At 61.9% G+C, this 25,156-nt stretch carries 21 protein-coding genes; 11 read left to right on the forward strand and 10 right to left on the reverse strand.

Features of this window, described 5'->3' with window-relative positions; all coding sequences use genetic code 11:
• Positions 1-138: 138 nt before the first annotated feature.
• The 5 genes from O9Z63_RS04695 to O9Z63_RS04715 all read left to right on the forward strand — a co-directional run bounded on the left by O9Z63_RS04695 (position 139) and on the right by O9Z63_RS04715 (position 5,446).
• A complete protein-coding gene (locus O9Z63_RS04695; RefSeq protein WP_270128173.1) occupies positions 139-1,443 on the forward strand; it encodes a DUF2851 family protein in 1,305 nt (434 codons plus the stop codon).
• Positions 1,440-2,705: a hypothetical protein gene (locus O9Z63_RS04700; RefSeq protein WP_270128174.1), complete on the forward strand. Its 1,266-nt coding sequence runs from the start codon at positions 1,440-1,442 to the stop codon at positions 2,703-2,705. Before O9Z63_RS04695 ends, O9Z63_RS04700 begins: the two co-directional genes overlap by 4 nt.
• A 106-nt stretch (positions 2,706-2,811) precedes the next feature.
• Positions 2,812-3,444, forward strand: coding sequence for a NeuD/PglB/VioB family sugar acetyltransferase (locus O9Z63_RS04705; protein WP_044018134.1), 633 nt, complete (start codon positions 2,812-2,814; stop codon positions 3,442-3,444).
• Between the two features lie 108 nt (positions 3,445-3,552).
• Positions 3,553-4,506 (forward strand): oxygen-dependent tRNA uridine(34) hydroxylase TrhO, encoded by a 954-nt coding sequence (trhO, locus tag O9Z63_RS04710; protein WP_270128175.1) that lies wholly within the window; start codon positions 3,553-3,555, stop codon positions 4,504-4,506.
• Between the two features lie 67 nt (positions 4,507-4,573).
• Positions 4,574-5,446: a nucleoside phosphorylase gene (locus tag O9Z63_RS04715; RefSeq protein ID WP_270128176.1), complete on the forward strand. Its 873-nt coding sequence runs from the start codon at positions 4,574-4,576 to the stop codon at positions 5,444-5,446.
• Positions 5,447-5,611: 165 nt separating this feature from the next.
• Here O9Z63_RS04715 and O9Z63_RS04720 read toward each other — a convergent pair whose 3' ends face one another.
• Entirely contained in the window at positions 5,612-5,917 is a 306-nt protein-coding gene (locus tag O9Z63_RS04720; protein WP_044013011.1) for a hypothetical protein, read from the reverse strand.
• Positions 5,918-6,058: 141 nt separating this feature from the next.
• Positions 6,059-7,072: an acyl-CoA reductase gene (locus tag O9Z63_RS04725; RefSeq protein WP_270128177.1), complete on the reverse strand. Its 1,014-nt coding sequence runs from the start codon at positions 7,070-7,072 to the stop codon at positions 6,059-6,061.
• A 210-nt stretch (positions 7,073-7,282) separates the two neighbouring features.
• Between O9Z63_RS04725 and O9Z63_RS04730 the strand changes: the two genes are divergently transcribed.
• Positions 7,283-7,627 (forward strand): 4Fe-4S dicluster domain-containing protein, encoded by a 345-nt coding sequence (locus O9Z63_RS04730; protein WP_044013009.1) that lies wholly within the window; start codon positions 7,283-7,285, stop codon positions 7,625-7,627.
• Between the two features lie 158 nt (positions 7,628-7,785).
• Here the strand turns inward: O9Z63_RS04730 and O9Z63_RS04735 are convergent, their stop codons facing one another.
• Positions 7,786-8,949, reverse strand: coding sequence for an N-acetyl sugar amidotransferase (locus tag O9Z63_RS04735; RefSeq protein WP_270128178.1), 1,164 nt, complete (start codon positions 8,947-8,949; stop codon positions 7,786-7,788).
• Between the two features lie 77 nt (positions 8,950-9,026).
• A complete protein-coding gene (locus O9Z63_RS04740; RefSeq protein WP_270128179.1) occupies positions 9,027-9,854 on the reverse strand; it encodes a carbon-nitrogen hydrolase family protein in 828 nt (275 codons plus the stop codon).
• Positions 9,855-10,219: 365 nt separating this feature from the next.
• Here O9Z63_RS04740 and O9Z63_RS04745 point away from each other — a divergent pair, with 365 nt between their 5' ends.
• The 3 genes from O9Z63_RS04745 (at position 10,220) to O9Z63_RS04755 (ending at position 18,053) form a co-directional block, all read left to right on the forward strand.
• Positions 10,220-12,850 (forward strand): valine--tRNA ligase, encoded by a 2,631-nt coding sequence (locus O9Z63_RS04745; protein WP_270128180.1) that lies wholly within the window; start codon positions 10,220-10,222, stop codon positions 12,848-12,850.
• 319 nt (positions 12,851-13,169) lie between these two features.
• Positions 13,170-15,749: a TonB-dependent receptor domain-containing protein gene (locus tag O9Z63_RS04750; protein ID WP_270128181.1), complete on the forward strand. Its 2,580-nt coding sequence runs from the start codon at positions 13,170-13,172 to the stop codon at positions 15,747-15,749.
• A 183-nt stretch (positions 15,750-15,932) separates the two neighbouring features.
• Positions 15,933-18,053 (forward strand): S9 family peptidase, encoded by a 2,121-nt coding sequence (locus O9Z63_RS04755; RefSeq protein WP_408613564.1) that lies wholly within the window; start codon positions 15,933-15,935, stop codon positions 18,051-18,053.
• 177 nt (positions 18,054-18,230) lie between these two features.
• Here the strand turns inward: O9Z63_RS04755 and O9Z63_RS04760 are convergent, their stop codons facing one another.
• The 3 genes from O9Z63_RS04760 to O9Z63_RS04770 form a co-directional block, all read right to left on the reverse strand.
• Positions 18,231-18,437 carry a hypothetical protein gene (locus O9Z63_RS04760; protein WP_044013000.1) on the reverse strand — a complete coding sequence of 69 codons (207 nt, stop codon included), beginning with the start codon at positions 18,435-18,437 and terminating at the stop codon, positions 18,231-18,233.
• 97 nt (positions 18,438-18,534) lie between these two features.
• Positions 18,535-19,947 carry a dihydrolipoamide acetyltransferase family protein gene (locus tag O9Z63_RS04765; protein ID WP_270128182.1) on the reverse strand — a complete coding sequence of 471 codons (1,413 nt, stop codon included), beginning with the start codon at positions 19,945-19,947 and terminating at the stop codon, positions 18,535-18,537.
• A gap of 112 nt (positions 19,948-20,059) precedes the next feature.
• Positions 20,060-21,316: a competence/damage-inducible protein A gene (locus tag O9Z63_RS04770; RefSeq protein WP_270128183.1), complete on the reverse strand. Its 1,257-nt coding sequence runs from the start codon at positions 21,314-21,316 to the stop codon at positions 20,060-20,062.
• Positions 21,317-21,416: 100 nt separating this feature from the next.
• Between O9Z63_RS04770 and O9Z63_RS04775 the strand changes: the two genes are divergently transcribed.
• Together O9Z63_RS04775 and O9Z63_RS04780 are read left to right on the forward strand one after the other, a co-directional pair.
• Positions 21,417-22,238 (forward strand): DUF4197 domain-containing protein, encoded by an 822-nt coding sequence (locus tag O9Z63_RS04775; RefSeq protein WP_270128184.1) that lies wholly within the window; start codon positions 21,417-21,419, stop codon positions 22,236-22,238.
• Positions 22,239-22,305: 67 nt separating this feature from the next.
• On the forward strand, positions 22,306-23,076 hold the full coding sequence (locus O9Z63_RS04780; protein ID WP_270128185.1) for a DUF4197 domain-containing protein: 771 nt from the start codon (positions 22,306-22,308) through the stop codon (positions 23,074-23,076).
• A 116-nt stretch (positions 23,077-23,192) separates the two neighbouring features.
• On the opposite strand, the gene O9Z63_RS04785 is transcribed toward O9Z63_RS04780, so the two are convergent.
• The 3 genes from O9Z63_RS04785 to lpxA all read right to left on the reverse strand — a co-directional run bounded on the left by O9Z63_RS04785 (position 23,193) and on the right by lpxA (position 25,149).
• Positions 23,193-23,555 carry a hypothetical protein gene (locus O9Z63_RS04785; protein WP_270128186.1) on the reverse strand — a complete coding sequence of 121 codons (363 nt, stop codon included), beginning with the start codon at positions 23,553-23,555 and terminating at the stop codon, positions 23,193-23,195.
• Positions 23,556-23,729: 174 nt separating this feature from the next.
• Positions 23,730-24,362, reverse strand: coding sequence for an ABC transporter ATP-binding protein (locus O9Z63_RS04790; RefSeq protein ID WP_270128187.1), 633 nt, complete (start codon positions 24,360-24,362; stop codon positions 23,730-23,732).
• On the reverse strand, positions 24,352-25,149 hold the full coding sequence (gene lpxA / locus O9Z63_RS04795) for an acyl-ACP--UDP-N-acetylglucosamine O-acyltransferase (protein ID WP_044012987.1): 798 nt from the start codon (positions 25,147-25,149) through the stop codon (positions 24,352-24,354). The genes O9Z63_RS04790 and lpxA overlap by 11 nt, the downstream gene beginning before the upstream one ends.
• Between the last annotated feature and the right edge of the window lie 7 nt (positions 25,150-25,156).

Genomic DNA, 25,156 nt, shown 5'->3' on the forward strand with positions numbered 1-25,156 from the left:
CTGCCAAACGAAACCGGCCCGCTTCCCTACAGGAGGCGGGCCGGTTTCGTTTGGGGAGACACGCCGCCGTGCAGCGCAGGCTGCCCAAAGCGTGCGGTTTCCCAGTATCTTGCCCGTCCGTACTTTATGGGTGGCGCTATGCAAGAAGATTTCCTCCACTACGTCTGGCAGCATCAGTATTTCGATAAAACCGATTTGTGCACCACCGATGAGCAGCCGATAACCGTGCTGCGCCCCGGCATGCGCAACCCCGACGCCGGCCCCGACTTCCTGAACGCCCGCTTGCAGCTGGGCGAAGTGGAGTGGAACGGCGCGGTGGAAATCCATCTGCGCGCCTCCGACTGGCACCGCCACCAGCACCAGCACGACCCCAAATACGACCAAGTGGTGCTGCACGTGGTGTACGAAGCTGATCAGGCCGTGCAGCGCCTCGACGGCAGCGAAGTACCCGCGCTGGCGCTGGCCCCGCGCGTGGCGTCCACGCTACTGACCACCTACGAGAAGCTGCTAGCCACGGCCGAGGCTCCCGATGCGCTGCCGTGCGCGCCACTGCTGAGCACGGTGCCGGCCGTAACGCGCATGAGCATGGTGGAACGGGCATTGCTGGAGCGGGTGGAGCAGAAAGCCCAAGTGGTGGAAGAGCTGCATCAGCGGCTGGGGCAGGACTGGGAGGCCACCGCCTACCACACGCTGGCGGCGGCTTTCGGCTTTCAGAAAAACAGTGAGCCGCTGGCCCGCTTGGCCAAGGCCCTGCCGCTAAGTATCGTGCGCCGCCACCGCCACGATGCGCGGCAGCTAGAGGCCCTGCTGTTCGGGCAGGCCGGCTTCCTGGCTGAAACTGACGCCACCCGCCACGATGCCTATCTGGCCGGGCTGCGGCAGGAGTTTGCGTTTCTGCAGCACAAGTACAGCCTGCACGGCACGGCGCTGGAGGCGCATGAGTGGAACTTCCTGCGGCTGCGGCCAGCCAATTTCGCGCCGGTGCGGCTGGCCCAGCTGGCCGCCGTGCTGCACTCCCGCCCCGCGCTGTTCGACGCCCTACTCACGGCCGCCGACGTCCGTACCCTCACCCAGTTCTTCCAGGCCCCGACCACCGACTACTGGCGGCAGCACTTCCGGCCCGGCGTGCCCGGCAAGGTGCCGGCGCTGGGCAAAAGCAGCGTGCAGGTGCTGATAACCAATGTAGTGGTGCCGCTGCGGGTGGCCTATGCCCGGCACGTAGGCCAGCCGGAGCTGGTGGAAAGCGCCGTGGCGCTGCTCAGCGAGCTGCCCGCCGAGCACAACCACATTACCGACGCCTACGCAACCCAGGGCTTCGGCCACCGCAGCGCCGCCGACTCGCAGGGGCTGCTGGCGCTGCACCGCGGCTACTGCACGCCGCGTTGCTGCCTGCACTGCGCCATCGGCAGCCGGATTTTGCAACGAACCCCGGCTGTTTCGTGAAGCTGCTGCTGGCTCTTGTGCTCAATGCGGGTCTGCTGCTGCTGCTGTGGCGCTGGCTGCGGCCCCGGCTCACGGAGGCCGGGCTAGGCCGCTGGCTGCTGCCGCTGCTGGGCCTAAAGCTGCTGGCCTGGGCGGCGGCCAGCTGGCGCCCTAGCGCCGACTCCGGACACATGCAGCTTTTCGGCAACGCCCTTAGCCGGCAGCTCTGGGAAAGCCCGGTGGCTTGGCTGCACACGGCGCTCGGCAACGAGTTTCATTTCCACGACTGGCACGTCGTCTTTCACGGCTTCTCCAACACGTTCTTCATGTATAAGGTCGTGTCGATGCTGAACCTGGGGGCGGTGGGCAGCCTGTGGGTTTCGGGGTTGTATGCCAGTCTGTTCTGCTTTGTGGCGGGCTGGGAGCTGGCCCGCACCGTGCGCCGCCTGTTCCCGGACACGCCCACCGGGGCGGTGCTGGTGGGCTTTCTGCTGTGGCCCAGCGTGCTGTTTTGGACGGCGGGCCTCACCAAGGAAAGCGTGCTGGTAGGCAGCGGTGCCGCCGTGGTGGCGCTGGTGCTGCAGTGGCTGTATGGCTCGGAAAAGCTGCGCCTGTGGCAATGGCTGGCGCTGCTGGCGCTGGCGGCGCTGCACTTCGAGGCCCGGTTCTTTTTTGCGGGGCTGCTGCTGGCGGCGCTGGCCGGGCTGGCCGCCATCCGGACGGGGCAGTGGCTGGGCGGACTGCGCCGCCGCTGGGGGCAGGTACTGCTGCTGGGGCTGCTGCTGGCGGGCGGCGTGTTTGTAGTGGGGCAGGTAAGCCCGGTGTTCACCATGAACCGCTTCACTAGCCGCCTGCTCACCAACTACCGCGAGCTATATGCCAAGTCCGCCGGCCGGCCGCGCATCGAGTACCCAGATCTGCGGCCCACCGGCGAAAATGTGCTGGCGCACACGCCCGCGGCTATCGGGGCGGCGCTGGCGCGGCCCTGGCCCTGGGAAGGTGGCGGCGCGCTCTACGTGGTGGCGGGGCTTGAAAACCTGGCGCTGCTGGCGGTGCTGCTGTGGTCAGTGGTGCAGACCTTGCGGGGGAGGCCGGGCCGGCTGCCATTTGCGTTGGTGCTGGTGCTGCTGCTGTACTGTGTGTTGCTGGCCGCGCTACTGGGGCTCAGCAGCCCCAACCTGGGCACCCTGAGCCGCTACCGGGCGGCGCTGCTGCCCTATCTGGTGTGGCTGGCGCTGCAGCACGAGGGCGCCGCGCGCTGGCTGCGCCGCCTAGTAATGTAGCGGCCCTGCCGGAAAAGCCGGCGGCCTCTGCTTCGTGGCAGCGAACGAATCCGTAAATTTGCGGTTTGGAACTCTGCCGGCCTACCTAGGCCGCATTTCGCTTCGCATGGAAAATCCTGTAATCATACTTGGTGCCCAAACGGTGGGCATCACCGCTCTCGACGCTTTTCTCTCCAATGAGGTGGTGGTCTACTGCCTCCTCGACGACGATACCGCGCTGCAAAACACCGAGCTGCTCGACGTGCCCGTGATGGGCAACACCGACGACAAAGAGCTGCTGAAGCTGCTGGGCAAGAAGTGCGAGGTCTTCGTGGCTACTGAAGACACCGCCAGCCGCCGCAGCCTCACCAGCATGCTCCACGATGAATACCAGGCCGTGCCGGTCAATGCCATTCACCAGCGCGCCAGCGTGTCGCCGCACGCCTGGCTGGGCCACGGCAACCTCGTGGGAGCCAATGCCGTGGTATCCGGCACCGCCAAAGTGGGCAACGGCTGCCTGATCGGGCCCAACGCCGTGCTCGATGCCCGCGCCGACCTCGGCGACTACGCCCAGTTGGGGGCCGGCGCCATCCTCAACGCTGACGTGGTGGTAGGGGAGCAGGCATTCATCGGGGCCGGTGCCATCATCGTGGCCGGCGTCAAGATCGGCAACAAGGCCCGCGTAGGAGCCGGTTCGGTGGTAGTGGCCGACGTGCCCGCCAACCAGACAGTGTTCGGCAACCCTGCTGCCAAGGTTTAATTAGTAGTTAGTAATTGAGAATTGATGATTTGCTGGTTCAACGTGCAACGCATAACCAGTAGACTTTTACAATTCTTAATTGCTAATTCTTAATTACTAATTCGAAAAATGGACTACCACGTTCTGCTCTATTACTGCTACACGCCGATTGCCGATCCGGAACAGTTCCGCGAGGAGCACCACCGGCTGTGTTTGCGCCTGAACCTGCGGGGCCGCATCATTGTGGCGCCTGAGGGCCTTAACGGCACCGTGTCGGGCACCGTAGCTGACTGCGCCGAGTATATGCGGGAGGTGAAGGCCGACCCGCGTTTTGCGGCGCTGGAATTCAAGATCGAAGACGCGCCGGCTCACACGTTCCAGAAGCTGCACGTGCGCGTGAAGCCCGAAATCGTGCACGTCGGGCTGCCTCACATCAAGCCTTACGAGCGCACTGGCATCCACCTGTCGCCCCAAGAGTTCAAGGCTCTGAAAGACCAGGACGACGTGGTGGTGCTGGATGTGCGCTCCGATTATGAGCACGAGCTGGGCCGCTTCAAAAACGCCGTGACGCTCGACATCGAGAACTTCCGCGAGTTCCCGGACAAGGTGGCCGAACTGGAGCAGTATAAGGGCAAGAAGGTGCTGACCTACTGCACCGGCGGCATCAAGTGCGAAAAAGCCTCAGCCTTTCTGCTGGAGCAAGGTTTCGAGGACGTGTATCAGCTGCACGGCGGCATCATCAAGTACGGCCTGGAGGCCGGCGGTGAGGATTTCGACGGCAAATGCTACGTGTTCGATGGCCGCGTGGCCGTAGACGTGAACAGCGTCAACCCTACCGTTATCAGCCAGTGCCACCACTGCCACACGCCCTCCGACCGGATGGTGAACTGCGCTAATCCGACCTGCAACGCCCACGTGCCGCTCTGCGAAGCCTGCGGCCAGCAGCTGGAAGGCGCCTGCTCGGTGGCCTGCCAGGAGCACCCCGCCAAGCGCCCCTACGATGGCACCGGTACCTACCCCAAAATCAGCAACCACTACCGCCCCGAGCAGGGCCTGATTTCGTATCGGGCTCCGGTTAAGTAGCCTAGATCATCATGCCGAGCATGACGGTCTGGATTTTTACAACTTTCTCTCGCTAACTCTCCCACCCATGCCCATTCCTGATTCCGAGCTGATTTTCAATAAAGACGGCAGCATTTACCATCTCAACCTGCAGCCCGACCACATTGCCGACACCATCATTACGGTGGGCGACCCGGAGCGGGTGCCGATGGTCAGCCAGCACTTCGACTCGATTGAGACAATCATCAGCAAGCGCGAGTTTGTAACCCACGTGGGCTACTACAAGGGCAAGCGGCTGGCCGTCATCAGCACCGGCATGGGCACCGACAACATCGACATCCTGCTCAACGAGCTGGATGCGCTGGTGAATATCGACTTCGTGACCCGGGAACCGCGGCCGCTGGAGGAGCGCATTGCGCTGCGCATCGTGCGCGTGGGCACCAGCGGCGCCCTGCAGGCCGACATTCCGATTGGCTCGCACCTGGTTTCGGAGCACGCCGTGGGCCTCGACTCGCTGATGCAGTTCTACCCATTGGTGGAAACCGGGCTGGAAGTGGCCATCGGCGCTGGCGTGCAGCAGGCCCTGGGCCTCGACTACCGCCCGTACTGCGTGCGCGGCAACGACCTGCTACGCGAGCAGCTGGGCGCCGGTATGGTGGTCGGCAACACGCTCACCTGCCCCGGCTTCTACGGCCCGCAAGGCCGTGTGCTGCGCCTCGATCTGCGTATTCCCAACCTGATTGAGCAGTTCCAGAACTTCCGCCACGAAAGCGCCGAAGGCGAGTTCCGCCTCACGAACTTCGAGATGGAAACAGCCGGCTACTACGCTTTGGGCCGCCTGCTGGGCCACGAAGTGGTGTCGCTGAACGCTATTGTGGCCAACCGCGCCACCGGCGAGTTTGCCACCAACTCCGAGCAGGTTATCGGCGATCTGATCCAGAAAACCCTGGACCGACTGTAATCACGGATTTAAGCGGATTAGCCGGATTAATCGGATTTTGTGGACGGTGCTATATGCATGCACTTGGTCCATTAAGCAAAAGAGGCTTGCCAGTTGGCAAGCCTCTTTTGCTTTGAGTGAACTTCAATCGTCCACAAAATCCGACTAATCCACTTAAATCCGTGATTAGTAGAAGTCGAATCCTAGCACGGCGTGGATGGGCAGCGTAATGCCGGATTTGAGGGTCAGGTAGTCTTGGTGAGTGGCCCAGATGGTGGTGTACACGCGTTTCACGGCGCCATCGGCCGTTTGAAAGTAGATATCCAGCTTGCCTTGGTAGTTGTTGCCGAGGCTGGTGGCGCGCTCGGCATCGTGGCGGCGGTGCTTGATGGCGGCCGGATCGGACAGCACATCTTCAGCCGCAAAATGCAGGCTGGGAATCAGGTCTTTGTCGATTACTTCGGCAGTGGCTACGGGGAGGTCGGGCGACATGGTAGTAGGGGCTAAACAGGCAAAGTGAAACCAAAGAGAACCGGAAATTGCTGGTGGCTGCGTGAAGCGACCATGAACTGGCCCCGCCTTGTCGGGCCTGCCTGCCGCTACCGCCATCCTGGTCAACTCAAGTAGCTAATTTTACGCCAATTCTGCCAAAAAGGCCATAGTATCTACACCATCGGCATAGTCCGTGACGGCCGGCGACTGGGCCCGCCCGAACGGAAAGCTGCCCGCCCAATGCCCCCTGGCCGAGACGATGCACTGGGTCTGGGCGGCCACGTCGGTCAGCTGGTCAACCAGGTCTATTTCGTTGGTATAGAAGCTGTAATGCAGCACCGAAATAGGCGAAACCAGCGGCGCATTTTCGGTGAGCAGCAGGAAGCCGGTGTCCAAATGTGGCACCCGATTCACGAGCAGAATGCTTTTATTGTAGTCGTAATTATTTTGGTATTTATGATGGTCCGGCACATGGTGCCAGGGCTGTAACGAGTCCAGAAGCGGGGTGAAATCGTAGCCCTGCGGCACGTAGAGCTTGCTCACGTTGCGGCAGCCCAGGCCGTAGTACCGGAAGATGTCTTCGCCCAGCAGGCCCAGGTCGTGCGGCTCCTCGCGGCCCGTAAGCACAGCCAGGCTGGTGCGGTTGCGCCGGATTATGTGCGGCTTCTTGCCAAAATAGAAATCGAAGTAGCGGGCCGTGTTGTCGGAGCCGGTGGCAATGTAGGCGTCGGCGGCGTTGAGGCGCTCGGCCAGCACAATCTGCGCGGCGAAGCGCGGCTCCAGCCGCTGCAGCTCCGTCAGAATCCAGGTCATGAGCACGGTGTCGTCTTTGCTGAGCTTGGCCAGCAGCGTGTGGCCGCTCAACAGCACGCACAGCGCATCGTGGAAACCCACCAGCGGAATATTGCCGGCCATCACCACGCCCACTCGCCGGGGCGTGGCGGGCTCGGCCGGGTAGCGGGCGGCCCAGTGCCGGAGCGGCTCCTCTGCCAGCATCGCGGCAATGCCCTGGATGGCGGCCGTCACGTTGGGGGCGTCAAACCAAGCATTCTGGTTGCGGGCCCGGGCTGCTAGGTGGGCCAGCTCATCGGCAGAAAGGGTACGCAGGAAGTGGCCCAGGGCCACAAAAGCAGCAAGACGGTCGGGGTGGTGCATAGCGGAAGGAAACAAAGTGGCGCGTTGCGGCCTTGTTAGGCCGCCGGTCGTTGGCTGTTGGGGCTGCAAATTCGGTATTTCGCAGCCGTCAGCCGCAAAAAACTCGCACGGCTTCCAGTTAGTTTCTACTTTTGCGTGCCGCAGAAACTGCCGTTTGGTTTGTTTCTGCGTATTCTAGTTCAGACTGCTCACTTAACTGATTCGAAGGCTATGGCCATCATGATAACCGACGAGTGCATCAACTGTGGTGCCTGCGAACCGGAATGCCCCAATACGGCCATCTACGAAGGCGGTGCCGCCTGGCGCTGGTCGGATGGCACAACGCTGAAGGAAGTAACCGTTGACGGCGGCCAGACCGTGTCGGGCGTGGCCCCGCAAACCCCGATTTCCGACGAGTACTACTACATCGTATCGGACAAATGCACCGAGTGCGTGGGCTTCCACGAGGAGCCCCAGTGCGCCGCCGTGTGCCCCGTTGACTGCTGCGTAGACGACCCCGACTACCGCGAGTCGCAGGAGAAGCTGACCGCCAAAAAAGAGTGGCTGCACAGCTAATCACAGATAGTGCAGATGCCTGGATGTCACAGATTTTATTTGTGTTATGTTCCGGACTCAATCGTTTAAAAAGAAGAGGCTTGCCAGTCGGCAAGCCTCTTCTTTTTGCGAATCAACCATCAAAATATCTGCGAAATCAAAAATATCTGCACCATCTGTTAGGTGCCGCAGTTGAAATACTTGTCGTAGGCGGACTCCGGAATAAGGTTCAGACGGCTGAGTAACTTGATGGGCCAACGCAGCTGCCGGATGAGGGCGTAGTTGTTGGGGTAGTCGTGGAAGGTTTTGGGGGGGGCAGCCACAATCTGCTCAAACTCCTCGCGCGTCAGGCCCAGGCGCTTGATGCACAGGTTGATGACCTTCTCATCCTCGATGCTGTTGACGTGGCTTACCCGTTCCAGGGCCACCTCGCGGGGCATCTGGCCGGAGCGCACCAAGGCCGAGTAGTTGAACAGGCGCCGGTCGATGTTGAACTTGGTGCGGTTGAGGTAGTAGATGACGCTCTGGTAGAGGTCGTCGAAGTAATGGGCGCCGGGGTTCACCCAGTCCAGCTCTTTCTCCAGTAGTTTGTCCACGTCGGCCCGCACGTAATCGACGTGGTAGAGCAGCGTGACGGTTTTGATACGCCGAATGAAGGCGTAGTAGAACATTTCCTTGATGCCCAGATTGAAGCCCGGATCATCTGCCTTCCAGGGCCGCAGCGGCACCGTGCCGAACTGCTTGTGTACGGCTTTCAGGTATTTGCCATCGAGGTAGTTCCAGCTCAGCGGCGCAATGCCCTCCGTCCGGAACGACTGCCCGATGATGATGCGCTTAATGCCTTCCTTGGCCGCCACGCCGTATAGGGCCGTGGCAATGCCCACGTCGGTGCCTTCCTCCATATCAGGCACGGAGGCTTTCAAGAAGGCGATTTTCAGGTCCTTGGATTCGCGCCAGTCGGAGGTGATGGTGCGCATCTCCACGCCCAGCTTGCGGCAGGCCTTGGTCATGTTTTCGCCGGCCACGGGGTTGCCGAAGCCGTCGTTGAAGTGCACCGCCAGCGGCCGCAGCCCCAACTTCACGACGCAGTACCACAAGGTAAACGACGAGTCGCGGCCGCCGCTCACGCCCAGCACGCAGTCGTATTTCTGGTTTTTGCCGAGCGTTTTGATGTCGTTGGCGAGTTCCTGAACCTTCAGCCGGCCGGCTTCGCCCAAGGGAAAGTCCTTGTCCATTTGGTCATGGACAGCACAGAAGTTGCAGGTGCCTTGGCTGTCGAACCGGATACCGGGAACGGTGGTATCCATGATGCAGCGGCGGCACTGTTGGTAGAGTTGGGTCATGCGGTAATGAAACGGGGTCCGGCCGCAAGGTCGGACCCCGGGATTAAGCTGGTATTAAAAAAAGGCTATACTGCGGCTTATGCGGGTAGCGTGTCAAAGCGGAAACCTTTGCGCAGCAGCATCTCGCCGATCTGGGTGCCTTTTTCTGCCCGCACCCGGCGGGGCAGGTCGGCTACTACCAGGTCGCCGGCAAACTCGTTGAACTTGCCCTGCGCCCGGATGCCGCTGGCATCGACGGCCAGCGAGCAGCCCACGCTTTTCTTGCCCTCGTAGGGCCCGCCCACGATGTAGCCTACCGACGTAGTGCCCACCACCGTGATGTTGTAGAGCCGGGCCAAAATGGAGTACGGCTTCACCCACTTTTCGTGGTAGGGGTCGTCTTCCTCCGTAATGGAGTAATCCACCGTCCAGGACGAAGGGGAGAGGATGAACTCGGCGCCCATGCGGGCCAGGGTGTGCCCGATGCTGAGGCCGTCGAGAAAGTTGTCGGCGCAGATGTTGATGCCGATTTTGCCCAGAGGCGTATCTACCACGTTCAGGGTCTGGCCCACGGCGTAGTAGGGCATCTCCACGGTGAGCAGGTTGATTTTGTGGTATTTGCTGATGATTTCGCCCTGGGGGTTGATGAGGAGGGCGGCGTTGTAGATGCGGCCGTCGGCGCCGCGTTCAGTCAGGCCGGCGCACACGTATACCTGGTGGCGCAGCGCTTCCTGGCAGAGCCGGTCGGAGTAGATGCCGGGGATGGGCTGGGCCTCGGTGAGGGCGCTGGGGTGCGTCCAAGCGAAATCGAGGGTTTCAGGCAGAAGCACTACGTCGCAGTTTTGGCGGGCGGCCTCGGCAATCGTCTGGGCGGCCCGTTCGAGGTTGCGGTCGGGCTCACCGCCTTCTACCAGCAGCTGTCCCATTCCGACCCGGAGCGTACCGGCTGAGAAGGCAGCCGCGGCTGCCGGCGGGGCGGCTGGTGCTAAAGATGCTTTTTTGGCGGCGACAGTGCCCTTCAGAAATTTAAGCAGAGCTGCCATATTGAAATGATGCTTGGAAGGTGAAAGTCAGAACCTAATATATAATTCCTGCCTCGATTAAACCTTAACATACTTCATTTGTCGGCCGCAATTTACGCGAAATATGCGGGCTGATGAATGTAGCGGAGGCGTTAGTTTCATAATGGGAACAGCTCTCCGCAAGCCTAACCCTCGCTACGTCCGCCCATGGCCGGCCCGAAATGCCTACTTTTGTCGGTATTCCGAACCGCCATTATTCCCTCTTGACGATGTCCATCGCCAAAACCTATACCCCCGCCGACGTTGAAGCCAAATGGTACCAGCGCTGGCAGGAGCAGGGCTTCTTCAAAGCCAAAGCCAACCCCCGCAAGCAGCCCTACACCGTGGTGATTCCACCGCCCAACGTAACGGGTGTGCTGCACATGGGCCACATGCTCAACAATACCATCCAGGACGTGCTGGTGCGCCGGGCCCGCATGCAGGGCAAGGAAGCCTGCTGGGTGCCCGGCACCGACCACGCCTCCATTGCCACCGAGGCCAAGGTAGTGGCGCTGCTCAAGGAGCAGGGCATCGAGAAGAAGGACCTCACGCGGGAGCAGTTTCTGGAGCACGCCTTTGCGTGGAAGGAGAAGTACGGCGGCATCATCCTAGAGCAGCTCAAGCAACTGGGCGCTTCCTGCGACTGGGACCGGACGCGCTTCACGATGGAGCCCGAGCTGACCGAGGCCGTATTGCGCGTGTTTGTGGACCTGCACCAGAAGGGCCTCGTGTACCGCGGCATCCGGATGGTGAACTGGGACCCCCTGGGCCAAACGGCTCTGTCCGACGAGGAAGTGATTCCCAAGGACGTGATGGCCAAGATGTATCATCTGCGGTATGAAGTGGTAGGGCAGGAGGGCCAGTTCCTGACCGTGGCTACGTCGCGGCCCGAAACCATCATGGCTGACGTGGCGGTGGCGGTGAACCCCAACGACCCTCGCTATACCCACCTGCACGGCGCCAAAGTGCGGATTCCGCTGCTGGGACGCGAGATTCCGGTGATTCTGGACGAGTACGTAAGCATCGACTTCGGCACGGGCGCGCTGAAAGTGACCCCGGCCCACGATTTGAACGACTACGAGCTGGGCGTCAAGCACAACCTGCCCGTTATCGACATCCTCCACAACGACGGCACGCTCAACGAGAAGGCCGTGCTGTACGTGGGCCAGGACCGGTTTGCGGCCCGCCGCAACATCGTGAAGGATCTGGAGGAAGCCGGCCACTTGGTGAAGGTGGAGGAGTACGCCAGCATCGTGCAGACCTCGGAGCGCACCAAGGCCGTTATTGAGCCCCGCCTGAGCATGCAGTGGTTCCTGAAAATGGAGCACTTGGCCAAGCCAGCCCTGGAAGTGGTGGAAAACGACACCGTGAAGCTGCATCCGGCCAAGTTCAAGAACACCTACCGGGTGTGGATGGAGAACGTGCGCGACTGGTGCATCTCGCGGCAGCTGTGGTGGGGCCAGCAGATTCCGGCCTACTACCTGCCCGACGGCACCTACGTGGTGGCCCTCACCGCCGAGGAAGCCCTGATCCAGGCCCGCGCGCAGAGCGGTAACGCCGACCTGCAGCTCACCGACCTGCGCCAGGACGAGGACGTGCTGGATACCTGGTTTTCGTCGTGGCTGTGGCCGATTTCGGTGTTTGATGGGTTCAAGGACCCCGACAACGCCGATGTCAACTATTTCTACCCCACCAACGACCTGGTGACGGGGCCGGACATCCTATTCTTCTGGGTGGCCCGCATGATTATGGCCGGCCTGGAGTACCGCAAGGAAGTGCCCTTCCGTAACGTGTACCTCACCGGCATCGTGCGCGACGCCCAGGGCCGCAAGATGAGCAAGCAGCTCGGCAACTCGCCCGATCCGCTGGACTTGATCAAGCAGTTCGGGGCCGACGGTGTACGGACCGGCATGCTGTTTTCGGCCCCGGCCGGCAACGACTTACTCTACGACGAAAAGCTGGTGGAGCAGGGCCGCAACTTCAGCAACAAGCTCTGGAACGCCTTCCGCCTGATCAAAGGCTGGGAGGTAGACGCCGAGCTGCCCTTCCCCAACGAGAAGGCCGTGGAGTGGTTCGGTGCCAAGTTGAACGCCACCATTGTGGAGCTGGACGAGCATTTCGAGAAGTTCCGGATGAGCGACGCGCTGATGACGGTGTACAAGCTGGTGTGGGACGACTTCTGCTCGGAGTACTTGGAGATGATCAAGCCCGCCTACCAGGCCCCCATTGATCCCGAAACGCTGCGCCTGACCACTGGTTTCCTGGAAACCCTGCTCAAGCTGCTGCACCCGTTCATGCCCTTCATCACCGAGGAAATCTGGCACGAGCTGCAGGAGCGCGGCCCCAAGGAGTACGTGTGCGTGGCCGCCTGGCCCAAGGCCCAGCCCGTAGCGGGTGCCGCCGAGGTGCTGGCCCGCATGGAAAAGGCGCTGGCCATTGTGGGCGGCGTGCGTACCATCCGCAACCAGAAGGGCCTGGGCCCCAACAAGCCCCTGACCCTGGCCGCCAAAACCGACGACGCCCAGCTGCTCACGGACTACGACGGCATCATCCGTAAGCTGGCCGCCCTCACCGACGTATCGGTGGTGACGGAAGCGCCGGCGGCTTCGGTAGGCTTCGTGGCGGGTGGCGCGGAGTTCTTCGTGCCGCTGGAAGGTCAGATTGACCTCGGGGCCGAGAAGGAGCGCCTCAGCAAGGAACTGGAATACGCCCAGGGCTTCCGCGACTCGGTGCTGAAAAAGCTGGCCAACGAGAAGTTCGTGGCCAACGCCAAGCCCGATCTGGTGGAGCGCGAGCGGCAGAAGCTGGCCGACGCTGAAGCCAAAATCACTGCTTTGGAGCAGAGCCTGGCGTCGCTGTAGCCCAGGCTTCAGCCTGTGCTATCAACCATTTGCAGAAAGGCTCCGGCTACATAGCCGGAGCCTTTTTGTTTGCGCCAGCCGCAGCAGGCGCCTGAAACCAAAAAAAATCCGGTGCCCAACCAACCTTGGCGGCAGAAGCGCGTCTGTGGCTGCGTGTGCCGGTGAGGGCGGGCGACGATTTTTTGGATCCGCGCCGCCCGAGTCGGCTGCATACTTGTTGTGAAGGCGTTGCCCGGTTGGGGCGCCCTGTTTTATCTGCCAATACCCTGCGTCTGCCCCACGCCAAAAAGGCCGGGAGCATGGCGCACTGCCTGAATTCATGAAAAAATCTTTCCTCTTCCTGGTTCTCACCAGCGCCGGCCACCTGGCGTGGGCGCAAATGCCGCAGGGCGCACCGGCCGGTGGCCGTCCGCCCGGGGCTGGCCGTTCGGCCGCTGCCGGCCAGCCGGCTGGCCAGCCAGGAACTCCTGCTGCCCAGGGCACCGGCCGCGTGACGGGCACCGTTACGGATGCCGCCACCAAGCAGCCCGTGCCCTACGCCACGGTGGTGCTGCTCAACCCGGCCGGCAAGGCCGTGGACGGCTCTTCGGCCGATGACAACGGCAAGTTCTCGATTCCGCGCGTGGCGGCCGGCACCTACACCGTGCAGGTCAGCTTCATCGGCTACAAGAACGTGGAGCGTACCGGCGTGGTGATTACCGAAGACGGTAATACCGTGGCTTTGGGCGCCATCACGCTGGAATCGGCGGCGCAGAAGCTGGGCGAAGTGGTGGTGGAAGGCCAGCGCAGCCTAGTGGAGGAGAAGGTGGACCGCACCGTGTATAATGCCGAAAAGGACGAAACCACCCGCGGTGGCGACGCCACCGACGTGCTCAAGCGCGTGCCTAGCCTCTCCGTGGACCTTGATGGCAACGTGAGTCTGCGCGGCAGCCAGAACATCCGGGTGCTGATCAACAACCGCCCCAGCACTATCTCGGCCAACAGCATTGCCGACGCGCTGAAGCAGATTCCGGCCGACCAGATCAAGACCGTGGAGGTGATTACCTCGCCCTCGGCCAAATACGATGCCGAGGGTTCGGGCGGCATCATCAACATCGTGACCAAGCAGAACAACCTGCAGGGCTTCACGCTGGATTTGCGCAGCAGCATCGGCTTGCGCAGCTCCGACCTGGGTTTGAACGCCTCGTACCGGGTGGGCAAGATGGGCTTCTCGCTGGGTGGCGGCGGCCGCGGCCAGTACAACACGCCCGGCAGCTTCCGCAACGTGCAGCGCACCTACGCCCTCACCGATGCCCGCCCGCTCACCGGCATCACCACCCAGGAGGCCGACACGCGCCAGGAAAACCTGTTTGGGCGCTACTCGCTGGGCTGGGACTACGACATCAACAAGTACAACTTCCTGTCGGCTTCGGTGCAGCTGGGTGTGCGCAACGGCAACAACTACCAGGACGGCCTGCTGCGCAACACCGTACGGCCCGACCTCAGCCAACCCATCATTGACAGGCGCGACACGCGGGTGCTGGACCGCTCCAACACGCTGGACGCCACCCTCAACTACACCCGCACCTTCGAGACGCCGCAGCGCGAATTCAGCGTGCTGGGCCAATACAGCCGCAACAACCGCACAAACGACTTCAGCAACGATGTGCTGGAAGGCCTGAGCGCCGGCGACAAACTGCTCAACCAAAACGACAGCTACAACCAGGAAGTAACGCTGCAGGCCGACTACCAGACGCCGCTCAGCAAAACCCAACTGCTGGAGTTCGGGGCCAAGGACATCATGCGCAAAGTAAACAGCGACTACGAGTCGCTGCGCAACGGCCAGCGCGACGACCGGGTGGGCAACTCCAACGAGTTCACCTACAACCAGAATGTGGCCGCCGCCTACACCTCCTACACGGTGGGCTTCCTGAAGAACTACACCCTCAAGGCCGGTGCCCGCTACGAATACACCACCATCAACGCCGACTTCCGCACGGCTGAGGCGCCCAACATTCCGTCGTATGGGGTGCTGGTGCCCAGCGTGAACCTGTCGCGCAAGCTGGCCAGCGGCAACACCATTAAGGCGGCCTACAACCGCCGGATTCAGCGGCCGTCGTTGCAGTTCCTGAATCCCAACCGGCAGGCAGCCAACCCGCTCAACGTGACCAAGGGCAACCCGCTGCTGGACCCCGAGAAAACCAACAACTACGAGCTGGGCTATAGCACCTTCATCAAGCAGACTTCGCTCACGTTCTCGGCCTTCGTGCGCAACACCACCGGCTCTATTCAGCCGGTGCGTACGCCCAGCGGAGATACTATCACCACTAACTACGAAAATATCGGGCAGGAAAATGCCTACGGCGGCAGCATCTTCGCCAACGTCAACCTCAACAACAAGCTCACGCTGAACGGCGGCACCGACTTCTACTACGCCGTGCTCGACAACAATCAGAATAACAAATTCTTCGCGGCCAGAAACGAAGGTTTCGTAATCAGCGGCCGCCTGGGTGGCACCTACAACTTCACGAAAGGGTGGGGGCTGCAGGCCTTCAGCTTCTACCGCGGCCGGCAGGTGCAGTTGCAGGGCTTCCAGGGCGGTTTCGGGGTGTATAGCCTCGGGGTGAAGAAGGATTTTGCTGAGAAGAAGGGCAGCATTGGCTTCGGCGCCGACAACTTCTTCAACCCCCGAATCAAGATTCGCAACGAGCTCAGCTCCTACACGCTGGAGCAGAACAGCGTCAACGACCTGCGCCGCCTGGGCTTCCGCATGAACCTGAGCTACCGCATCGGCAAGCTGAGCATGGCCCAGCCCAAGCGCAAGCGCTCCGTCAACAACGACGACCTGAAAGACGGCGGCGACGGTGGCAACGGCGCGGGTGCTACGCCTACGCAAGGCCCCAGCGGCGGCCGGCCTTAGCGCCTTGGCTGCCAGCCAGGACTAGCCCAACGCAAGCAGTTTACACAACTAATCCCCGTTTATTCGCAGTGATGCGCACAAGCGGGGATTGGTCTTTTTACGTAGGACGGTAGCTTTGCCTGCCATCATCTGCCGCCGGCTGTTGTACTTTGGGGCCATGCTTACTGCGTTACATCCCTTCGTATGAAACACCTGTTACTCGCCGTGGCCGGCGCCCTAGCCCTCACTACGGCGGCATACGCCCAAACTTCGCCATCCATGCCCAAACCTCCCGTTGCGGCTCTCAAGCCCAAAGAACTCAAATCACCGTTCGGCACCCGCCTCGACAACTACTACTGGCTCAATGAGCGCGAGAACTCCGAGGTAATCAGCTACCTAAACGCCGAAAACGCCTACACCGAGCAGCAGATGGCCCCGGTGAAGGGGCTAGAGGAAAAGCTGTTCCAGGAAATCAAGGGCCGCATCAAGGAGCAGGACGAATCGGTGCCGTACCGCGACAATGGGTACTACTACTACACCCGCTTCGAGGCCGGGGCCGAGTACCCGATTTACTGCCGCAAAAAGGGCAGCCTGAGCGCCAAGGAGGAAATTCTGCTCAACGCCAACGAGCTGGGCAAGGGCAAAGCCTACTACCAGATTGGCGGCTTCGAGATGAGCGACGACAACCAGGTGCTGGCTTACTCCGAGGACGTGGTGAGCCGCCGCCTCTACACGCTGCGCTTCCGCAACCTGCAAACCGGCCAGCTCTACCCCGAGCAGATTCCGAACACCAGCGGCAACGCCGTGTGGGCCACCGACAATAAAACCGTCTTCTACACCCGCAAAGACCCCACCACGCTGCTGGACTACCAGCTCTACCGCCACACCCTGGGCACCGACCCCGCCAAGGACCAGCTGGTGTACGAGGAAAAGGACAACACCTTCCACATCGGGGTGCACCGTTCCAAGTCGCGGCAGTACGTGTTCCTGACCATCGGCAGCACGATGTCGTCGGAGGTGCGGTACGTGGAGGCCGCGAAGCCCACGGCAGCGCTGCAGGTGTTCCTGCCGCGCGAGGCCGACCACCTGTACGAGGTAGAGCACTTCGGTGACGACTTCTACGTGCTGTCCAACGCTGGAGCGCCCAACTTCCGCCTGCTGAAGACGCCGGTGAAGAACACCGCCAAAACGGCCTGGCAGGAGGTCATTGCCCACCGCCCCGACGTGTTTCTGGAAAACATGGAGCTGTTCAAGGACTACTTGGTGCTGGGCGAGCGGAAGGAAGGCCTGCTGCAGTTGCGCGTGATTCGGTGGAAGGACAAGCAGGAGCACTACCTCAACTTCGGGGAGCCCACCTACACAGCCGCCATCAGCATCAACCCCGAGTTTGATACGCCCGTGCTGCGCTACGGCTACTCCTCGCTCACCACGCCCAACTCTACGTTCGACTACGACATGAACGCCCGCAGCAAGAAGCTGCTGAAAGAGCAAACCGTGCTCGGGAGCTTCAAGAAGGAGGACTACGTGACCGAACGGGTGTACGCCACCGCCACCGACGGCACCAAAATCCCGATGTCCATCGTCTACAAGAAAGGCTTCAAGAAGGACGGCTCGGCCCCATTGCTGCAGTATGCCTACGGCTCCTACGGCTACTCCATGGATGCCACCTTCAGCGCCGCCCGCCTGAGTTTGCTGGATCGGGGCTTCGCCTACGTCATCTGCCACATCAGGGGCGGGCAGGAAATGGGCCGGCAGTGGTACGAGAACGGCAAGAAGCTCAAGAAGAAAAACACCTTCACCGACTTCACCGACTGCTCCAAATTCCTCATCGACCAGAAGTTCACCTCCGCCGATAAGCTGTTTGCCATGGGCGGCTCGGCCGGCGGCCTGCTGATGGGCGCGGTGGTAAACAACCACCCCGAGTACTACAAGGGCGTAGTGGCCGCCGTGCCCTTCGTGGACGTGGTGACCACCATGCTCGACGAAAGCATTCCGCTGACCACCGGCGAGTACGACGAGTGGGGCAATCCCAACCAGAAGGAGTTCTACGACTACATGCTCTCGTACTCGCCCTACGACCAAGTGAAGGCCCAGGTCTACCCGAATATGCTCGTGACCACCGGCCTGCACGACTCGCAGGTGCAGTACTTCGAGCCCGCCAAGTGGGTGGCCAAGCTGCGCACCATGAAAACCGATAACAACCTGCTGCTGCTGCACACCGATATGGCCGCCGGCCACGGCGGCGCCTCCGGCCGCTTCAAATCCATCCACGACACAGCCCGGCAGTTTGCCTTCATGCTGCTGCTGCTCGGCGTGAAGGCGTAAGCCCCAAGTACCGCGAAATTCCATTTCGCGACGAGCGGAGCGAGTATCCGGCCTCGCGCCGGTTACCCCACCGCGTTGGAACTCGCTTCGCTCGTCGCGAAATGGAATTTCGCGGTACAACTGAAAAGCCCCGCTGTGCAGCTGCACAGCGGGGCTTTTCAGTGGAATCCAGAGGGCTTAGCGCACTTTCAGGCTGTCGGGCACGGTGGCGCCGCGGGTGGCGGCCGTGAGCTGGTTCTGGAGCTGGAAGTTCACCTGCTCGCAGTCGGTGAAGCGCTGCTCGGCGCGCTTGAGGGCTTCCTCGGTCTTGCTCAGCGTCTGGTAGAGAAAACCAATGGTAGCCAGCGCAATAACCAGCGCGGCAATGGTCAATACTTTGTTCATGAAAGTAAATGGCTAGATGGCTGCATTGTTAAATGGCTGGTCGTTCCACCCACACGGTAGAACAACCAGCCATTCAGCAATGCAACCATTCAACAAATTAAATAGCCGTGTTCGGGTCGAACTGCTCGAGGTAGTCGGCCACTTTACGCACGAACATGCCGCCGAGCGAGCCGTCTACCACACGGTGGTCGTAGCTGTGGCTCAGGAACATGAAGTGGCGCACGCCAATCAAATCACCCTGCGGCGTTTCGATAACGGCGGGCTTCTTCTTGATGGCGCCCACGGCCATGATGGCCACCTGCGGCTGCATGATGATGGGCGTGCCCATCACGTTGCCGAACGAGCCCACGTTGCTCACGGTGTAAGTGCCGCCTTCCAAATCCTCGGGCTTCAGCTTGTTGGCGCGGGCGCGGTTGGCCAGGTCGTTTACCTTCTTGCTCAGGCCGTTTAGGTTCAGCTGGTCGGCGTTGTGAATCACGGGCACGATGAGGTTGCCGGAGGGCAGGGCCACGGCCACGCCTACGTTGATGTCGCGCTTCTTGATGATGTAGTCGCCGTCGATGGAGACGTTGATCATCGGGAAGTCCTGGATGGCGCGGGCAATGGCCTGGATGAAGATAGGCGTGAAGGTGAGGTTTTCGCCTTCGCGCTTCTTGTACGCATCCTTGTTCTTGTTGCGCCAGTTCACAATGTCGGTCACGTCAGCTTCCACGAAGGAAGTAACGTGGGGCGAAATCCGCTTGGAGTCCACCATGCGCTGGGCAATCATCTTGCGCATGCGGTCCATTTCCAGCAACTCTTGACCGCCGCTGATGGACGGTACGGCCTTGGTGGTAGCGGCGGCGGCTTGAGGAACGGCGGCAGCTGGCTGAGCAGCCGGAGCGGGTGCAGCAACTGGTGCAGGTGCCGGAGCAGCGGCCACTGGCGCGGCAGCCGGAGCCGGAGCAGCAGCAGCCTGGCCGAGTGGCTTCTTGCCGCTGGCTACGTAATCGAGAATGTCTTTTTTGGTAACGCGGCCTTCGCTGCCGGTGCCGGGCAGGTACTCCAGGTCGGCCATCGAAATGCCCTCTTCGCGGGCGATGCTCAGCACCAGCGGCGAGTAGAAGCGGCCGGTCTGGGGCTGGGCGGCGGCTACGGCCTGGGCCGGATTGGCCTGCGGGTCGCCGGCTTCGGGCAGGTACGGTACGGCGGGCTTTTCGGCGGCACCGTTGTCGGATGGGGCAGCGGCGGGCGTGGCAGCTGGGGCAGCAGAAGCGCCGGCGCTGGCGGCATCGGTTTCGACAATAGCAATGGGCGCGCCCACGGCTACCACTTGGCCTTCCTGCACCAGAATTTCCTGCAGCACCCCGGCGTGGATGGCCGGTACTTCGGTATCTACTTTATCGGTGGCCACTTCGAGCACCGATTCGTCCTGCTCAATAGTGTCGCCGACTTGTTTGAGCCACTTCAGGACGGTGCCTTCCATGATGGATTCGCCCATCTTGGGCATCGTCATTTCCACTCGTGCCATGCGCTTGGGGTAGGGGTTGAGGTATTGGGTGGGGAGGTTTAGGCCCCAAAGGTAGCCGAAAACCGGCAAGCCCCGCACGCCGCCGGGCCAGCCATTCTATACTTCCCCCGACTTATTCGGCGGCGGGTAGGTTTTGGCGCAGCAGGTTCAGGGCCATGGTCACGGTATACTCCACATTCAGCTGCCGGCCCCGGTTGAAGGTGAACTTGCGGCTGACCGTGCCGTGCGCATCGGCATACGCAATGCAGATGGTGCCCACCGGCTTGTCGGGCGTGCCGCCGTCTGGGCCGGCAATGCCGCTGGTGGCCAGGGCCACGTCCACGCCGAGCCGGGCGCGGGCGCCTTCGGCCATTTCGCGCACGGTTTCCTCGCTCACGGCCCCGAAGGCCGCCAGCGTGGCGGGCAGCACGCCCAACTCCCGTGTCTTGATGTCGTTGTGGTAGGCCACGATGCTGCCCCGGAAGTAGGCCGAGCTGCCGGGAATGCTCGTGATTTTGTGGGCCAGCAAGCCGCCCGTGCAGCTTTCGGCAGTGCCCAGCGTGAGGCCCCGGGCCAGCAGCAACTGGCCTACGGCTTCTTCCAGCTTAATTTCGCCTTCGGCAAACAGATGCTCGCCGAGGCGGGTGCGCAGCTCGGGCAGCAGGGCCTCCATGCGCTGACGCAGGTGGGGCTGGCCATCGTCGGAGCCGGTGAGGCGCAGGCGCACGCCGCCTAGGTAGGGCAGGTAGGCCAGCTTGAAGTTGGCGGGCAGCGCGGCTTCCCAGTCGGCAATCTGCTCGGCCAGAAACGACTCGCCCAGACCCACGGTCTGCACCACAATGTGCTCGATTGGCTTCACCTGGAAGCGCTCCTGCAGGCGCGGCAGCACGCCTTCAGTCATCAGGTACTTCATTTCGTGAGGCACGCCGGGCATGCTCACAAACACGGTGCCCTGGTCCTCGAACCACATGCCGGGCGCGGTGCCCACGGCATTGAACACCACCTCGCAGTTGGCCGGCACCAGCGCCTGCTGCCGGTTCACGTCCAGCATCGGCCGCTTGAAGCGCCGGAAAATATCTTCCACGTGGGCCAGGGTAGGCTCGTGCAGCACCAGCTCGCTACCGAAGTAGCGGGCCAGCACGTGCTTGGTGAGGTCGTCTTTGGTGGGGCCGAGGCCGCCGGTGATGAGCACCACCTGGGCGCGCTGTCGGGCCTGGTCGAGCGCGGCCACGATTTCGTCGGCGCGGTCGGAGACGCTGGAAATCTGCCGCACCCGCAGCCCAATCTTGGCGAGCTCCTGGCCCATAAAGGCGGAATTGGTGTCGATGACCTGTCCGTAGAGCAGTTCGTCGCCAATGGTCATGATTTCAACGTCTGGAAGCTGGGGCATAGGGGGCGTAGTTAGGATGAACGGGGGATTTCACGCAATTTGGCGTTCCCGACGCGTAAGACCGCCACACCGGCCGTCTGGTTTTCGTCGATTCAGGTATATGACTGTTTTCCGTACGCTCGCCGTGGCTTGCACGTTGGCACTGCTGGCGCCTGCCGCCGCGCAGGCCCAAACCACCAAGACCACCACCGCCAAGAAAACCACGACCACTAAAAAGACCACCCCGGTCAAGAAAACCACCCCCGCCAAAAAAACCACGACCACCACAACCGCCAAAGCGGCCGTGACGAAAGTGGTAGCGCCCGTAGTAGTGCCGCTGACCGCCGACGAGGCTACTGGTGGCCTCCGCGAAGCCCTGACGCAGGCCGTGGGCAAAGCCGTGGCTCAGGCTGGCGAAACCGACGGCTTCAACGCCAACGCCGACATCCGGATTCCGTTTCCGCCCGAAGCCGAGCTGGTGGCTGCCACGCTGCGCAAGCTGCGGGCCGGCGCGCTGGTTGATAACTTTGAGGTAGCCCTGAACCGTGCCGCCGAAACGGCTGCCACCCAGGCCAAGCCCATCTTCCTGAATGCCGTGCAGAACCTGAGTCTGCAGGATGCCCTCTCGCTGGCCACCAGCCGCGAAACCGACGCCGCCACCACGCTGCTCTACGAAAAAACGGCTACTGATCTGCGCACGGCCTTTCAGCCTACGGTGCAGCAGTCGTTGGAGAAAACCGGCGCCATCAAGCTCTACGCCGAAATGGTGGCCCGCTACAACAAAATCCCGCTCGTGACGCCTCTTAACCCGCAGCTGGTGCCCTACGCCACAGAGAAAACCGTGGACGGCCTGTTTGCCCTGATGGCCGCCGAGGAAGGCCGCATCCGGGCCAACCCCGCCGCCCAGGGCAGTGCGCTGCTGAAGCGCGTGTTTGGGAAGTAAGCGGCAACGGTATTTGGTCCGGTTTGTGCAAAAGGCGTAGAACGTATTCGTTTTACGCCTTTTTGCCATGAACTATCGCCGTTTTCTTGTGTTGCCGCTGCTGCTGGCCGGCCTGCAGCTAAGTGCTTCCGCTCAGATATTCACGCTCCCGAAAATCGGGAACATCAAGCTGCCGCTGCCCACCAGAGGCACGGGCACCACTACGCGCACCACTGGTAGCACCGGCGGCCTCACCAACACCGAAGCCGCCAACGGCCTGAAGGAAGCCCTGGTGCAGGGCATCAGCAAAGGCACCGATCAGGCCTCCCAAACCGACGGCTTCTACCTCAATAAGTTAATCCGGATTCCGTTTCCGCCCGACGCCCAGCGCGTGGCCAATACGCTGCGCACCATTGGGCTGGGCAGCCAGGTGGATAAGTTTGAGCTGTCGTTGAACCGCGGGGCCGAGGATGCCGCCAAAAGCGCCAAGCCCATCTTCCTGGCGGCCATCAAAAGCCTCACGTTTTCCGACGTGTGGAATATCCTGACCGGCGAGAAAAACGCGGCCACGCAGTACCTGCAGCGCACCACCAGCGCGCAGCTCAGCAACGCCTTCAAACCCATCATTCAGCAGAGCCTGAGCAAAGTTGGCGCTACCCGCTACTACACCGACCTCACCACCCGCTACAACCAGATTCCGCTGGTGAAGCCCGTCCAAACCGACCTCAACCAGTACGCCACCGACCGCGCCATCGGCGGCCTGTTCACGCTGGTAGCGCAGGAAGAAGCCAACATCCGCGAAAACCCGGTGGCCCGCACCACCGAGCTGCTGCGCCGCGTGTTCGGCCGCAAAAGCTGAGCTGTAGCATAGGCTTCAGCCTGTGCCGGGCCCGATTACGAGTGCAAACAAAAGGAGCCCGTACGTAGCGTACGGGCTCCTTTTGCATGTGGGCACAGGCTGAAGCCTATACTACCTTAATAGTCGTCGTAGTCGGAGTTGCGGCCGCTGTTGCGGGAGCTGCCGGAGCTGCCGTACTCGTCGCCGCCGTCGGAGTAGTCATCCTCGTCGAGGTCGTCTAGGCTGGTGAATTTGGTGTCGTTCTCCGAATCTTCGGAAGTGTCGGCCAGCTCAAACTCGTCTTCGCTCATGTTGGCCAGGTCCAGGGCCTCGTCGTGCGAGGAGCCGGTGTCGCGCCACATCAGGTAGTCGGCGTATTTGGCCGACAGTTGGTCTTCGGAAGTCCCGCGGGTTTTGCTGCCGCCGGTTTTGGCAAAATTATCCAGCTCGTCATCATCGCCGAGCAGGTCGTCATCGTCGAAGTCGTCGTATTGTCTCATGGCCTTGGTCAGGAGAGGGAAGAAAATGGAAAAGTAAACGAGGCTAACACGGTGGTTTCCGGGGCGAAGATACGACGCAGGCAGTTTTTGGGGGCAGTTACATCCGCTTTTTGTGACACTGCCGCGCACAACATGCGCTGGCCCGGCAAGGGTTGCCGGCATTGAGGGTGTGATTTAGCGGGCCGCCTGTGCCCCGAAATCCGTAATGAGCAGCTGCTCGGTGCAGAAGCTGTATTCCTCGGGCACGTTGGACGAAACCAGCACCGTGCGGCCCGCGAGAGTGGCCTGCACGTGCTCCAGATACCAGGCCACGCCGGCGCGGTCGAGGTTGGTGGTGGGCTCGTCGAGCAGGAGCAAGGGCGTGTCGGCGTAGAGGGCCAGGGCCAGCTTGAGGCGCTGCTTCATGCCCGAGGAAAAGTCGCGCACCAGTTTGTGGCTGGACTTTTCGAGGTACATCAGCTCGATGAGCTGCTTTGGGGTGAGGCCCGGGCGTAGCGGCTTGAAGCGGGTATGAAACTGCAGTAGCTCCAGCAGCGTCAGCTCCTCAACCAACTCCAGATACGGCGCGGCGTAGGCCAGCAGCGGCGGCAGCTCTTCTACCGGCACCGGGCGGCCTTGTTGGCTGTAGCTAAGCGTGCCGGCCGTGGGCAGCAGCTGACCCGAAAGCGTGTTAAGCAGTGTGCTTTTGCCCGCGCCGTTGGGCCCCAGCACCGCCGTGGCCGTGCCCGGCCGGAAGGTGTGCGTCAGGTTCCGGAAAATCCATTCGCGGGCGTAGCGCTTGCTGAGTGCGGTTGCTTCAATCTGCACCGTTGCCGCCGCGCGAGTAGCCCTTGATAATGCCGCGGCCCGAGTTGCGCACGAAGTTCACCACCTCGTCGCGCTCCGGTGAAGGGGCCAGCTCCAGCTCGATTTTGTCGAGGGCGTCGTTGTTGTTCATGCCGCCCAAGAACAGGAGGCGGTAGAGCTGCTGAATCTCGGAAATCTTCTGGTCGGAGTAGCCGCGGCGGCGCAGCCCGATGCTGTTGATGCCGGCGTACGTCAGTGGCTCGCGGCCGGCCTTCACGAACGGCGGCACATCCTTGCGCACCAAGGAGCCGCCCGACACCATAGCGTGCTGCCCGATTTTCACGAACTGATGCACGGCCGAGGTGCCGCCCACAATGGCGTGGTCGCCAATTTCGACGTGGCCGGCCAGTTGCACGCCGTTGGCCAGCACGCAGTTGTCGCCGATCAGGCAGTCGTGCGCCACGTGCACGTAGGCCATCAGCAGGCAGTTGCTGCCCACCACCGTCCGGAGCCGGTCCACGGTACCGCGGTTCACGGTCACGCACTCCCGGATAACAGTGTTGTCGCCGATGTGGACCGTGGTTTTCTCGCCCGCAAACTTCAGGTCCTGGGGCATGGCGGCAATCACCGCGCCCGGGAAAATCTTGCAGTTGCGGCCAATGCGGGCCCCCGCCATAATCGTGACGTTGGGCCCAATCCAGGTGCCTTCCCCGATTTCCACGTCCTTGTCAATGGTCGTGAAAGGTTCCACTACCACATTCTGTGCGATTTTGGCCTCCGGGTGGATATAGGCGAGCGGCTGGTTCATTCGTTGG

Source organism: Hymenobacter yonginensis, from assembly GCF_027625995.1.
Classification (GTDB): Bacteria; Bacteroidota; Bacteroidia; order Cytophagales; family Hymenobacteraceae; genus Hymenobacter; species Hymenobacter yonginensis.